The sequence below is a fragment of the Achromobacter sp. ACM01 genome (genome assembly GCF_014851745.1).
GTDB lineage: Bacteria > Pseudomonadota > Gammaproteobacteria > Burkholderiales > Burkholderiaceae_B > Achromobacter > Achromobacter aegrifaciens.
Window position 1 is genome coordinate 81,111 of record NZ_JACVAF010000009.1, and the last position, 13,452, is coordinate 94,562.

Below are 13,452 nucleotides of genomic sequence, written 5' to 3' on the forward strand. Positions count from 1 at the left end.
AACAATTGAGCGACTCGATCGCGACACTATGAGGTTGGAATGTCTTACTTGACTGATAAATTGCGCGCCCCCTATCGCGAAGCCCAAGACGAAGTCACCGTTCCCGGGCAGATGTTCGACGAAATCGTCGCCGCGAATCCCCAGCGCCGCACTTTGCTGAAGAACAGCTTCGGCCTGTCAATGCTGTCCGTGTTCGGCGCATCGACCCTGCTGACCGCCTGTGGCGGCAGCGACGATGACGACGACGACACCTCCGGCAACGAGCCGGGCGAAGGCGGCACCAAGCCGCCCCCCGGCCCCGACTATTCCGTCACGTTCACCCCGCTGGCCGACAAGATCGTCGCCGACACCGTCACGGTTCCCGCAGGCTACGTGGCCGAAGTGCTCTACTCCGCCGGCGACAAGTGCATGATCGGCTCGGCTGGCTACGCCGGCGTGCCGCAGTCCTATCCCGCCACGGAAACCCAATCCGGCGGCCAGCACGATGGCATGCACTTCTATGCCCTGCCCGGCGTGGACCCCAACCAGGGCGGCCTGCTGGTGCTGAACCATGAAGCGCTGGACGACGAGACCCTGGACCAGAGCGTCGAAGGCGTGAAAACCCGCCTGTCCAACGTCGGCGTGTCCGTCATCGAAATCGCCCGCGGCGCCAACGGCGCCTGGACCGTCAAGACCGACTCGCGCTACAACAAGCGCTACACCGGCAACACCGTCTACAACGTCAGCGGCCCGGCCAAGTCCGTCGTGGGCGACACCGTCGTCGGCACGCTGAACAACTGTTCCAGCGGCGACACGCCCTGGGGCACCTACCTGACCTGCGAAGAAACGCTCAACAACTACCACTACAAGACCGGCGACGCCGGCAAGCCGGCCGACGAAGGCTATGGCTGGGTGGTGGAAATCGATCCCCAGAACCCGGATTCGACCGCCGTCAAGCGCACCGCGATGGGCCGCTTCAGCCATGAAAACACGGCCTTCATGCTGGACGAGAACAACCGTGTTGCTTTCTACATGGGCGACGACACCACGCCTGGCTGCATCTACAAGTTCGTGCCGAGCAAGCCGTACGATCCCGCCAACCGCGCCGCCAACATGGGCCTGCTGGACGAAGGCACTCTGTACGCCGCGCGCTTCAATGACGACGGCAGCGGCAACTGGGTCGAACTGACCGTGGGCAAGAACAACCTGACCGCCGGCGCCACCGATCCCGGCAACTTCACGCAGGTCGCCAGCGGCACCGTGATCACCGGCAAGCTCGTCAACTTCAATACGCAGGCCGACGTGCTGGTCAACACCGGCGCCGCCGCCCGCGTCGCCGGCGCCACGCTGATGGACCGCCCGGAATGGATCACGGTGGGCGTGGACAAGACCGTGTACTGCACGCTGACCAACAACGGCAGCCGCAAGCGCACCAGCGCCGCCAACCCGCGCGTCAACAACTCGCACGGCCACATCATCCGCTGGCACGAGCGCGGCGACTCGCCCCTGGCCACCACCTTCGAGTGGGACCTGCTGCTGCTGGCCGGCCGCGACAAGGCCGACGGCGTGGCCGCCAACCTGACGGGCAACGTCAACGGCGACACCTTCTCCAGCCCCGACGGCATCCGCGTCGACCCCAAGGGCCGCCTGTGGGTCCAGACCGACGCCGGCACCAGCGCCTCGACCACGGACTTCTTCGGCAACAACTCGATGTACTACATCGACCAGAAGACCGGCGAATCCAAGCGCTTCCTGGTCGGCCCGCTGGGCTGCGAAATCACCGGCATCGCCTACACGCCGGACCTGACCACGTTCTTCATCAACATCCAGCACCCGGATCAGACGTGGAACACGTTGCGCGCAGGCGGCGGCGATGCGCGCTCGGCTACGGTGGTGGTGCGGCGCACTGATGGGAAACCGGTGGGCGCGTAAGCGTTCCGGTCCAAGACGCCGCCCGGCAAATTACGCCGGGCGGCGTTTTTTTATGCCGCGAAAATGCAAAAAACCCGCAAGGCTTGAGCGCTTGCGGGTTTTTTGTGTACTGCTTTGCAGTGCGAATCCTGGCGGACAGAGGGGGATTCGAACCCCCGATACGCTTTTGACGTATACACGCTTTCCAGGCGTGCGCCTTCAACCACTCGGCCACCTGTCCTATCTGCGATTTTCGCTGCGGGCAAGCCGCTGCAGAAAATGCGAATCCGCGATTCTAGCAGATTTCGCACAACGCCGACAAGCGGACAAAGAAAAGGGGACGCCAACGGCGTCCCCTGCTTTGGCCGACCACTAGGAGGCTGATGCCGGCGGGTCCTGTTCCCGGTAGGAGCTGACGGTGCCGTCCGGCTCGGTCTCTTCCAGCCGCACCCTGAAACCCCACAGTCGGGCCAGGTGCTTCATCACCTGTTCGGCGTCCTCGCCCGCCAGCGGGCGGCCGCGGCTCTTCAGGTGGCGCAGCACCAGCGAACGGTCGGAGTCGCGGTTGAAGCGGACCACCTGGATGTCCGGCACCATGTTGTCGCGGTTGTGTTGCGCAGCCAGCAGGCGGCGGATGTCGCGGTAGCCTTCGTCGTCGTGGATGGCGGCGACTTCGAGCTTGGGGTTGGCCTGGTGGTCGGAGATCGCGAAGAAACGGAACTCGCGGATCAGGCGGGGCGACAGGTACTGCGAGATGAAGGATTCGTCCTTGAAGTTGCGCATGGCGAAGTCCAGCGTCTTCAGCCAGTCGCCGCCGGCGATGTCGGGGAACCAGCGCCGGTCCTCGGCCGTCGGCGCCTCGCAGATGCGGCGGATGTCGGACATCATCGCGAAGCCCAGCGCATAGGGGTTGATGCCGCCGTAGCCGCGTTCGTCGAAGCCGCGCTGGCTGACCACGTTGGTGTGGCTTTGCAGGAACTCCATCATGAAGCCGTCGTTGACCAGGCCTTTTTCATGCAGCCGGTTCAGGATGGTGTAGTGCCAGAACGTGGCCCAGCCTTCGTTCATGACCTTGGTCTGGGTCTGCGGATAGAAGTATTGCGCGACCTTGCGGACGATGCGCACCAGTTCCTTCTGCCACGGCGCGAGCTTGGGCGAATACTTCTCGATGAAGTACAGCAGGTTCTCTTCGGGCTCCGGCGGAAACACCGAGGCCTCGACGTGGGTGTCCTTGTCGGCCTCCAGGCGCGGCAGGGTACGCCACAGGTCGTTGTACTGCAGCCGGGCATGCTCCTGGCGTTCAGCCTGGCGCGCGGCCTCTTCCTTGTAGGAAATGGGCGTGGGGCGCTTGTAGCGGTCCACGCCGTGGTGCGAGAGCGCGTGGCAGGAATCGAGCAAGGATTCCACCGCGTCGATGCCATAGCGGTCCTCGCAGGACATGACGTATTTGCGCGCGAAGACCAGGTAGTCCAGCACACCGTCGGCATCGGTCCATTGCCGGAACAGGTAATTGCCCTTGAAGAACGAGTTGTGGCCGTAACAGGCGTGGGCGATCACCAGCGCCTGCATCGTCATGGAGTTCTCTTCCATGAGATAGGAGATGCAAGGGTTGGAGTTGATGACGATCTCGTACGCCAGCCCCTGCATGCCGCGGCGGTAGAACTGCTCGTTGCGGATGAATTCCTTGCCGTACGACCAGTGCGGATAGCCGATAGGCAGACCGGCCGACGCATAGGCATCCAGCATCTGTTCCGAGGTGATTACCTCGATCTGGTTCGGGTACGTGTCCAGTCCGTATTCGGCGGCGACCTTGGAGATCGCGTCGTCATAGGACTGGATCAGTTCGAAGGTCCATTCGGAACCCTGGGAGATGGGCCGGGCGCTGCCGGCGGCCTCCGGTTCCACGAGCGCTCCCACGATGGCATTCATGCGGTTTCCTTTTTGAACAGGTCATGGAACACGGGGAAGATCTCGCCGCGTTCGCAGATGCGCCGCATGACGAAATGCGGCTCCAGTTTCTGTTCATATTCCGCCCACAGGCTGCTCTTGCGCGCCTCCTGCGAGTCGGGCACTTCGATGTAGGCAAAGTAGCGCGTGGCCGGCAGCAGATGTTCGGCCAGGAAGCGCGCGCTCTTGCCCGCGTCGGCGCCGAACGAGTCGCCGTCGCTGGCCTGCGCCGCGTACACGTTCCAGGCGGTCGGCGGATAGCGCTTCTCCAGGATCTCGCGCATCAGTTCCAGCGCCGACAGCACGATGGTGCCGCCGCTCTTGGGATCGTAGAAGAAGGTATGTTCGTCGACTTCCTCGGCGTTGTCGGTGTGGCGGATGAAGACCAGGTCCACGTGTTCGTACTTGCGCGACAGGAACAGGTAAAGCAGCGAAAAGAAGCGCTTGGCCAGGTCCTTCTTGTTTTCGTCCATGGAGCCCGACACGTCCATCAGGCAGAACATGACGGCGCGCGCCATCGGGATGGCCACCGACACCCGGTTGCGGTAGCGCAGGTCCAGGTCGTCCAGGAAAGGCACGCGGGCCAGGCGTTCGCGGCAACCTTCGACGTCCTGCTCCAGCGCCTTGATCTCGTCGGGGGGAGCGCCCGCTTCCAGCGCCTTGGCCAGGCGCTCCTCGGCATCCTCCAGATCGGCGCGCGCCTTCACGCCGAGCGACACGCGGCGCGCCAGCGAGGACTTGAGCGTGCGGCTGATGCTCAGCATGCTGGGCGAGCCCGTGGTCGTGTAGCCGGCGCGCTGCCATTTCTTCTGACTGACCTCGCCCAGCTGCGTGCGCGCCATGTGCGGCAGTTCCAGGTCCTCGAAGAACAGGTTCAGGAATTCCGCCCGCGACAGGCTGAAGGTGAACTGGTCGACCGATTCGCCTTCGCCCGGCTCGGAGCCGCCTTCCCCCTGCCCGCCTTGCGGCCGGTCGAACGTGTCTCCCTTGGCAAACTCGCGGTTGCCGGGGTGCACGATCTCGCGGTCGCCGCCCTGGCCGTGATGGAAGGTCGGCTCGGAGATGTCGCGGGCGGGCAGGTTGATCTCGCCGCCCTGATCCATGTCCTGGATGGAGCGGTCGCGGATCATCCCATGTACCGCCTTGCGGATCTGGTTCTTATAACGCCGGAGAAAACGCTCCCGGTTGACGGCGCTTTTATTGCGCCCGTTAAGACGGCGATCGATGAGTGAATTCATGATTCACCTCGCTCAGGAAGACTTCCTCACACGGAGATACCACTCGCACAGCAGTCTTACCTGCTTTTCCGTGTAGCCCTTTTCAACCATGCGATCCACGAAACTCTGGTGCTTGGACTTGTCCTCGGCCGACGCCTTGGCGTTAAACGAGATCACCGGCAACAGGTCTTCGGTGTTCGAGAACATCTTCTTCTCGATCACTTCGCGCAGCTTTTCATAGCTGGTCCAGGTCGGGTTGCGGCCGTTGTTGTTGGCGCGCGCCCGCAGCACGAAGTTGACGATCTCGTTGCGGAAGTCCTTCGGGTTGGCGATGCCGGCCGGCTTCTCGATCTTTTCCAGTTCGTCGTTGAGCGCGCTGCGGTCGAAGCTTTCGCCGGTTTCCGGGTCGCGGAATTCCTCGTCCTGGATCCAGCAGTCGGCAAAGGTCACGTAGCGGTCGAAGATGTTCTGGCCGTATTCCGAATAGGACTCGAGGTAGGCGGTCTGGATTTCCTTGCCGATGAATTCCGCGTAGCGCGGCGCCAGGTAGCCCTTGATGAATTCAAGATAGCGCCGGCGGATTTCCTCGGGGTAGTCTTCGCGGCCGATCCGCTGCTCGAGCACGTACATCAGGTGCACCGGGTTGGCGGCGACTTCGGTCTGGTCGTAGTTGAAGACGCTGGACAGGATCTTGTACGCGAAACGCGTCGACACCCCGGTCATGCCTTCATCTGTGCCGGCATAGTCCTTGTATTCCTGCAGGGCCTTGGCCTTGGGATCCACGTCCTTCAGGCTTTCGCCGTCGTAGACGCGCAGCTTCGAATAGATGCTGGAATTTTCGGGTTCCTTCAGGCGCGTCAGGACCGAGAACTGCGCCATCATGTCCAACGTTCCCGGGGCGCATGGCGCCGCCGACAGCGAACTGTGGTGCAGCAGCTTTTCGTAGATGCGGACCTCTTCCGACACCTGCAGGCAGTAAGGCACCTTGACGATGTAGATACGGTCGAGGAACGCCTCGTTGTGCTTGTTGTTGCGGAAGGTCTGCCATTCCGATTCGTTCGAGTGGGCCAGAATGGCGCCGTTGAACGGGATCGCGGAAAAGCCTTCGGTGCCCTTGAAGTTGCCTTCCTGGGTTGCCGTCAGCAAGGGGTGCAGCATCTTGATCGGGGCCTTGAACATCTCGACGAATTCAAGCAGCCCCTGGTTGGCCAGGCACAGCCCGCCAGAGTAGCTGTAGGCATCCGGATCGTCCTGCGAGTGGCGGTCGAGCATGCGGATGTCGACCTTGCCCACCAGCGACGAAATGTCCTGGTTGTTCTCGTCGCCAGGTTCAGTCTTGGCGATGGCGATCTGGCGCAGCACCGACGGGTTCAGGCGCACGACGCGGAACTTCGAGATGTCGCCGTCGAACTCCTTCAGGCGCTTCACGGCCCAGGGGGACATGATGCCGCTCAGGTAGCGCCGCGGGATGCCGTATTCCTTTTCAAGCGTGTCGCCGAAACGTTCCGGGTGGAACAGTCCGAGCGGCGATTCGTTGACCGGCGACCCCTTCAGGGCGTAGATGGGATAGGCCTCCATCAGCGACTTGAGCCGCTCCGCGATGGACGACTTGCCGCCGCCCACCGGACCCAGCAGATAGAGGATTTGCTTGCGCTCTTCCAGTCCCTGCGCGGCGTGCTTGAAGAACGCGACGATCTGTCCGATCACGTCCTCCATGCCGTAGAACTCCTGGAACGCCGGATAGCGTCGGATGGTCCGGTTGGAAAACAAACGGGAAAGACGTGGGTCGTTGCGCGTATCCACGACTTCGGGTTCGCCTATTGCCGCCAGCATGCGTTCTGCGGGGCTGGCGTACGCCATGGGATCGCTTTTGGCGAGGTTGAGGTACTCCTCGAGAGAGAGTTCCGATTCCTGCTCTCTTGCATACTGCGACTTGAAGCCTTCGACGATGTTTTGCACGGAAACCTCCTACAACACGCGAAAAATCCAATACGTCCCTACCTGCCCCCATTGTGCCTCAGCGCTCGCGCATTACTAGACAATCTCGCGATAAGCACTGTCGGCCGGATGGTATGTTGCTTTCGCCACACATCAACCAAAGGCATGATCAGGCCCTTTCCAGTTAGGCTGCACTCTTCGGATGCAAGTTCCGTCAGGGAATGCAACTTAAGTGAATAAGTTCACTCGTTCGACTTCAGCATATCGCTGTATGCGTGCGTGCATGATGCATCCGCACATGAAATGCTCAGCAATGATTTGAAGGGAAGAGCGATGTCCCAGGGATTTTTATGATGCGGGCATAAACCCGATGCGCCCGCTGTGCGATGGCAGCGGACGGTCTGAACGGCGCGTAGCGTCTTCGTTCAGCAGCGTGCAGGTCCGGTTGTGAAAAGCACCGATGACGCTGCACGAGGATCCGTGGTGACGAGGGCGCGTGGCATTGCACGGTGTAGTCCATCAGTGCGTGGCGCCAAGTCATGTGCCTATGCTAAAGCCAATTGACGTTTTTGTGGCAATTCATTTAACGCAAGGCCAAAAATAGTCGTGTCGCGCGCTTTCAAATTCATGCAATAGACACGCGCTGCAACCACGCAAACCTGCGCAAACTTGATGGCATATCGATAGCGCTGGCGCATCGCGAATCGCCTGCAAGCCACGGATTACGGAGGTCTGCGCGATTGGCAGCCGCGAACGCAGAGTGCTAATACCCCTTGCGGCGGCGATAGAATCACGCATTCGAAACGCGCCGCGCATTTGGTTCGCTTCCTGTCGTCCGCCCATCGCCATCGCCACATCATAATTTTCCGATTTTTGACCCGCCGCATGAAGGTCCTCGTCAAACGCTGTCGCGCAGTGCTTTGCAGCGTCTTGCTGCTGCTTCTGGCCGCTTGCGGCAAGCAGGCGGATCTGCCGGCCGACGCCTATGTCTGGCAACGCGTCTGGACGCCGCCGGTCAGCCAGGCGCTGGCCGACAGTGCCGACGTGGTGCGGGCATGGCGCGTGCTGATAGCGGAAATGAACCCGGATGGCAGGTGGTTCACTGCTGCGCCCGATCTGGCCGCACTGGCCGCGGCCAAACGTCCCGTCATCATGGTTTTCCGCCTGGACGGTCGCGCCGATGCGCTGCCCGCCGCGGAAGTGCTTGCGCGGATCAACGCCGCGCGCGGCGCATGGGAAAGCGCGGGTATCGGCTTGGCCGGCATCGAAATCGACTACGACTGCCCAACCTCCAAGTTGCCCGCCTATGCGACGTTCCTGGAGACCTTGAAGCAGGGCCTGGGACCGGATCTGCCTTTGTCGATAACCGCGCTGCCGACATGGCTGGGCGGCGCCGGGCTCGACGCGCTGTTGCGGATTCCCGATGAAGCCGTGTTGCAGGTCCACGCCGTGCTGAGTCCCGAACAGGGGCTGTTCAATGCCAGGCGCGCAAGCGCCTGGCTGGCGGCGTTCGCGGACCGCACCCAGCGGCCATGGCGCGTGGCGTTGGCCACCTATGGCAGCCGCGTAAGCTGGAACGACGACGGCAGCATCGCCGCGGTCGAAAGCGAACGCCCCGCCCTGCTGCCGGGCGGCCGCGCCAGCGAACTGGTGGCCACCCCGGCAGCCATGGCGGCTTTCATCGATGAGATCCACCGCGCCCGTCCGCGCGGACTGGCGGGCATCGTCTGGTTCCGCCTGCCCACCGCGCGCGACGAACGCGCCTGGAGCCTGGCCACCTGGCGCGCCGTACTGACGCGCCAGCCCCTGTCGCCGGCGCTGTCCGTCACGGCGCGCGCAGCAGGCGGCAGCGGCGCGCAAGACCTGATTCTGGCCAACGGCGGCAATGCCGACGCAGCCCTGCCCTTCGCGATCCGCTGGCAAGGCGCTTGCCGCGCGGCCGACGGCATCAATGGCTATACCCTCGAACATGATTCCAGCGGCGCCTTCCTGCGCCGCTCCCAGAATGGCCTGCTGCATGCCGGCGGCCAACGCAACATAGGCTGGATACGCTGTGAAAACGGGCCCACGAGCTTCCATGTACAACCGTAAATCGCTTGCGGCGCTGCTGCTCCTGACGGGAGCCGGTATCGTCATCGCCTGCGGGCCGGAGTTCCCCGCCCAGCTGCTCGACGACCGCGCGGCTACGCTGCGTGCGACGCCGGCCAACGCTTTCAGCTATGAAACCGCGCGCCTCGTGGACGCCAGCGATGCGCTGCGAGCCCGCGAAGCCTATGAATTGCCGGACGGCAGCTACCTGCAAAACGCCCTGCCGGAAGACCGCGATCCCGCGCTCACGCCGGCGCAGCGGACCACGGCTCGCGCCATGCGCGCGCAGGCCGATGGCGACCGGGCCTATGCGCTGGGCGCCGATTTGCCGGAAGCGGTGCGTCTTTACGCCGCGGCCGCGGTCGACACCCATGCCGCCCGCGAAGCGCCGGACACCGACCGCCTGCTGGAGCAGGCGCGCGCCCGCTACCGCGCCATTCTCCAGTTGCCGGCGCAGCAGGCCGCGCCACGCAGCGTCTGGGCCGCCTATATGCTGGCAGAAATCGGGGACGAGACAGAGTTAGCCACTGACGACGCCGAGGCGCAGCGGCAGGCTGCGGCACAAGCCTATGGCCGCGTGCGGCAACTGGCGCGCGACGGCGCGCCGGACCCGCTGGGCCTGGCCGTTGCCAGCTACGGCCAGGAGGCGCGCCTGTTCCTCGCCGGGCCGCAGGGGCAATGCAGCTATATGGAGCTGGTCAATGCCGAGCCCTGCATGGACGCCATTCCCGCGGCCTCGCTAAAGCATGCGCTGCGCCTCTATGCCGAACAGGCCGCGCGCGACTCCGCGAGCGGCAATGCATCGCTGCGCATGCTGGCCGAATGGGCCTTGGAAGATCCGGCGCGCACGCGCCGCCTGATCGACGATCCAGTCGCGCAACGCCTGCTGGTGGCCTACGCGCTGGCCAGGGTCGGCGACATCGTCGATGGCAGGCCGGACAGCGCCAGCGATCCGTACGCCGCCTACGATACGACTGGCCAGGTGGGGTTGGCCGATGCGGCGCAAGGGCATGACGTCACACCCAATCCGGCGCTGCAATCGCTGGTTGCGGCATTGGAAACCCAGGACCTGAAGCAGGTGCCGGACGCCGACCGCGTAGCCGCGCTGGCCTACCGCATCGGCCGCTACGAGCTGGCGCAGACGTTGGCCGCGCGGCTGGACACGGCCTTGGCCTGGTGGGTCCGCGCCAAGCTGGCGCTGCGGCAAGGCGATACGCAGGCGGCGGCCCAGGCCTATGCCCAGGCTGCACGCGCGTTTCCGCGCGCCGACGGCAGCCTGGAGGCTGTCGGCGCGGCGCGCCTGCTGGGCGAACAAGGCGTGTTGACGCTGTCGCGCGGCCAGTATGTCGAGGCGCTGGATCAACTACTGCACGCCACCGTGAAGGACGATCCGGCCAATCCGGCCGGAGGCTTCTGGTTATCCACCCCGTACTGGAATGACGCTGCCTACGTCGCTGAGCGCGTGCTGACCACCGCCGAACTCAAGTCCTATGTGGACCGGCATGCGCCCGCCACTCCGGCGCCGGCAAGGTCCGTGCCGCGCGATCCGCAGAATTTCTACGACTGGGTAAGGCAGCATCCCATTACCGCATCCGATCGCCTGCGCCTGCTGCTGGCGCGCCGGATGGTGCGCGAAGGTTCGATCGAGCTGGCGCTGCCCTATTTCCCCGCCGATTCGGACGCCCGCTACGCCACGCTGGAAAGCGTCGACGGCAAGTGGGAAGTGCGTCTGCAGGAAACCCGCCGGCTCGCCGCGGAGTATGGCGCGGCCTTGCGCCGTGCCGGGAGCGCCTGGGGCCGCACATCACGGGCGCAAGCCTGGTACGAAGCTTCGCGGCTGGCGCGGCGCGACGGGATGGAGATCATGGGCTACGAACAGGAGCCGGATTTTGCGGTCTATGGCGGCAACACCAGTTATGGCGCGGGACGCAGCGCGGTCCCAGGCCGGAAGGCTGAGGATGACGATGCCGGAACGCCCGACACGCCGGCCTTGCGTGCCGCCGCCGCGCTGCCGGGCCCGTTTGTCACCGAAGAGGAACGCCGTCGCTATGCCGCCAGCGAAGCGCAGCCCTACACCCGCTTCCACTACCGCGAGATCGCGGCCAATCATGCGCTGCGCGCGTCCGACGAGCTGCCACGCCGCTCGCAAGCCTACGCCGCCGTGCTGTGCCAGGGCGCCCGCTACATCATCGACGACTCCCCGGAACTGGCCGCCACGATCTACCGCCGCTATATAGAACACGGCGCGCAGGTGCCGTTCAGCGGCTCTTTCGGCCGCGAATGCGCCGCGCCCGATTTCCAGGCGGCTGCCTGGTTCCATTACACGCAGGCCGGAAAATCGTGGGAACGTCTGCGCCGCGACCATCCCGGCCTGCTGCTGGCGGCCGCGTTGTTGGCCCTGGCCGGCGGCGCTGCCACGATCCTGGCCTGGCGCTACACCGCGGCGCGCACGGGCCGGCGCCGCGCCTAAGACAGCTCAGGCAGCTCCACCCGCCGCGTCAGCTGATTCCAGGTGTCGGCCACCCGGGCGCGCACGCGCAGATCTGCGCCCACCGGCGCGGTCTCGATGAATTCATAGCGGCGGGCGCCGTCCAGGTGCTCCAGCATGGGCAGGCGGACCATGCCGGCGGCGTCGCCCAGCAGCACCGGCGCCAGGTACAGCAGCAGTTCATCCACGCAGCCCGCGGCGACCAGCGCGCCGCTCAGGCCCGCGCCGGCTTCGACGTGGACCTCGTTGAACTGTTCCTGCGCCAGCCAGCGCATCATCGCCGGCAGATCGACCCGGCCCGGCGCCTCGCCCGGCAGCAGCACCACGCGGGCGTTCCTGGCCTGCAGGCGCGCGGCCTTGGCGGCATCTTCGCGAGCCGTGAAGATGATGACCTCGGCGCCATCGAACAACCGCGCGTCCTCGGGGATTTCAAAACGGCCGTCCACTACCGCCTTGCGCGGCTGGCGGGGCGTGTCCACGCCTCTGACATTGAGCTGCGGATCGTCTTTCAGCACGGTGCCCATGCCGGTCAGCACCACGCAGGCGCGGGCGCGCCAGCGGTGTCCGTCGGCGCGAGCCTCGGGTCCGGTGATCCATTGCGAGACGCCGTTATGCAGCGCGCTGCGCCCGTCCAGCGAGGCCGCCATCTTCATCCACACCCACGGCAGGCCGCGGCTCATGCGCGAGATGAAACCCGCGTTGATGGCCAGCGCCTCCGCGCGGCAAACGCCCGTGGTCACCGCGATCCCGGCATCGCGCAGACGCGCCAGCCCTTGCCCATTGACCAGCGGATTGGGGTCGCCGATGGCCACCACGACCCGCGCCGGCCGGGCCGCAAGCACAGCGTCCACGCAGGGCGGCGTGCGGCCGAAATGGCTGCAGGGTTCCAGGGTGACGTAAAGCGTGGCGCCTTCCACGGATTCGCCGCGCGCCTGGACGTCGCGCAAGGCGCAGACTTCCGCGTGCGGGCCGCCCGGCGGCTGCGTGGCGCCTTCGCCCAGCACCTGTCCGCCGCGCACGATCACGCAGCCGACCCGGGGGTTGGGTGCGGTGGAGTACATGACGGTCTGCGCCAACGCCAGGGCGCGGCGCATCCAGAAAATGTCGTCGTTGTCGCTGGGAATCATCATGTCCAGGATTGTATGTCCGCCGCAGGGCGGGCAGGCGGTCCGGCAGCGGGTCCACGGGACAGCGGCGGCCAATGTCCGTTTTAGGCCGATGGCCGTCTTTCGCCGCACTCGCCGCCGCGCCGGATTGCAGTAAAAATAGCTGCACACCCCTAAAATTCGCCCTCCAGGAGCGCGATCCATGAAACAAGCACTGATCGTCATCGACGTACAAGACTCTTTCCGGCAACGTCCGTTTTGGGATGAAGCCGAGTACCCGGCGTTCGTGGAACAGATCCAATCCCTGATCGACGCCGCCCAGGCCCGCGACATTCCGGTACTGCAGGTGTTCCACACCAGCGTGTCGAACGACCCCGCCAACCCCTTCTCGATGGCCTCCGGCCACGTCAAGACGCTCAAGGAACTGCGCATCGAGCCCACCGCCGTGTTCCACAAGACCGTGCATTCCTCGCTCTACGCCAAAGACGCGGACGGCGCCAGCCTGCAGGACTGGCTGGTGAAGCACGGCATCGAAGGCATCATCGTCAGCGGCATCCGCACCGAACAGTGCTGCGAAACCACCTCGCGCCACGCCAGCGACGCCGGCTACAAGGTGGTGTTCCCCACGGACGCCACCCTGACCTTTGCCATGCAGAGCCCGTCCGGCCAGCATTACACGCCGGCCGAGATCCGCGACCGGACCGAGCTGGTGCTGCAAGGGCGTTTTGCCCGCATCGCACGCGCCGCCGACGCGCTGGCGGCCTGACACTGGCGGAGG

Annotated in this window: 9 protein-coding genes and 1 tRNA gene; 4 read left to right on the plus strand and 6 right to left on the minus strand. The window is 64.9% G+C overall.

Annotated elements, in window-relative coordinates; all coding sequences use genetic code 11:
- Positions 1-39: 39 nt before the first annotated feature.
- Entirely contained in the window at positions 40-1,911 is a 1,872-nt protein-coding gene (locus IB268_RS28840; protein ID WP_054458417.1) for a PhoX family phosphatase, read from the plus strand.
- Positions 1,912-2,040: 129 nt separating this feature from the next.
- On the opposite strand, the gene IB268_RS28845 is transcribed toward IB268_RS28840, so the two are convergent.
- From IB268_RS28845 to IB268_RS28865, 5 genes are all read right to left on the minus strand, one after another.
- Positions 2,041-2,131, minus strand: a tRNA-Ser gene (locus IB268_RS28845).
- 131 nt (positions 2,132-2,262) lie between these two features.
- Positions 2,263-3,819, minus strand: a complete 1,557-nt coding sequence (locus IB268_RS28850) for a SpoVR family protein (RefSeq protein WP_082401331.1) — start codon at positions 3,817-3,819, stop codon at positions 2,263-2,265.
- Positions 3,816-5,075 carry a YeaH/YhbH family protein gene (locus IB268_RS28855; RefSeq protein WP_175161254.1) on the minus strand — a complete coding sequence of 420 codons (1,260 nt, stop codon included), beginning with the start codon at positions 5,073-5,075 and terminating at the stop codon, positions 3,816-3,818. The genes IB268_RS28850 and IB268_RS28855 overlap by 4 nt, the downstream gene beginning before the upstream one ends.
- A gap of 12 nt (positions 5,076-5,087) precedes the next feature.
- Complete coding sequence (locus IB268_RS28860) at positions 5,088-7,004, minus strand: PrkA family serine protein kinase (RefSeq protein WP_370127010.1); 1,917 nt, start codon at positions 7,002-7,004, stop codon at positions 5,088-5,090.
- A gap of 533 nt (positions 7,005-7,537) precedes the next feature.
- The gene (locus IB268_RS28865; protein WP_156337471.1) at positions 7,538-7,690 is read right to left on the minus strand and encodes a hypothetical protein; all 153 of its coding nucleotides are present in this window, start codon (positions 7,688-7,690) and stop codon (positions 7,538-7,540) included.
- 232 nt (positions 7,691-7,922) lie between these two features.
- Here IB268_RS28865 and IB268_RS28870 point away from each other — a divergent pair, with 232 nt between their 5' ends.
- Together IB268_RS28870 and IB268_RS28875 are read left to right on the plus strand one after the other, a co-directional pair.
- Entirely contained in the window at positions 7,923-9,083 is a 1,161-nt protein-coding gene (locus tag IB268_RS28870) for a DUF3142 domain-containing protein (RefSeq protein WP_225591523.1), read from the plus strand.
- On the plus strand, positions 9,070-11,550 hold the full coding sequence (locus IB268_RS28875; RefSeq protein WP_192355194.1) for a hypothetical protein: 2,481 nt from the start codon (positions 9,070-9,072) through the stop codon (positions 11,548-11,550). Before IB268_RS28870 ends, IB268_RS28875 begins: the two co-directional genes overlap by 14 nt.
- On the opposite strand, the gene ribD is transcribed toward IB268_RS28875, so the two are convergent.
- Positions 11,547-12,698: a bifunctional diaminohydroxyphosphoribosylaminopyrimidine deaminase/5-amino-6-(5-phosphoribosylamino)uracil reductase RibD gene (gene ribD, locus IB268_RS28880; RefSeq protein ID WP_054458407.1), complete on the minus strand. Its 1,152-nt coding sequence runs from the start codon at positions 12,696-12,698 to the stop codon at positions 11,547-11,549. The two genes, IB268_RS28875 and ribD, sit on opposite strands and share 4 nt — an antisense overlap.
- Positions 12,699-12,876: 178 nt before the next feature.
- Here ribD and IB268_RS28885 point away from each other — a divergent pair, with 178 nt between their 5' ends.
- A complete protein-coding gene (locus IB268_RS28885; RefSeq protein WP_054458405.1) occupies positions 12,877-13,440 on the plus strand; it encodes a cysteine hydrolase family protein in 564 nt (187 codons plus the stop codon).
- Positions 13,441-13,452 lie beyond the last annotated feature (12 nt).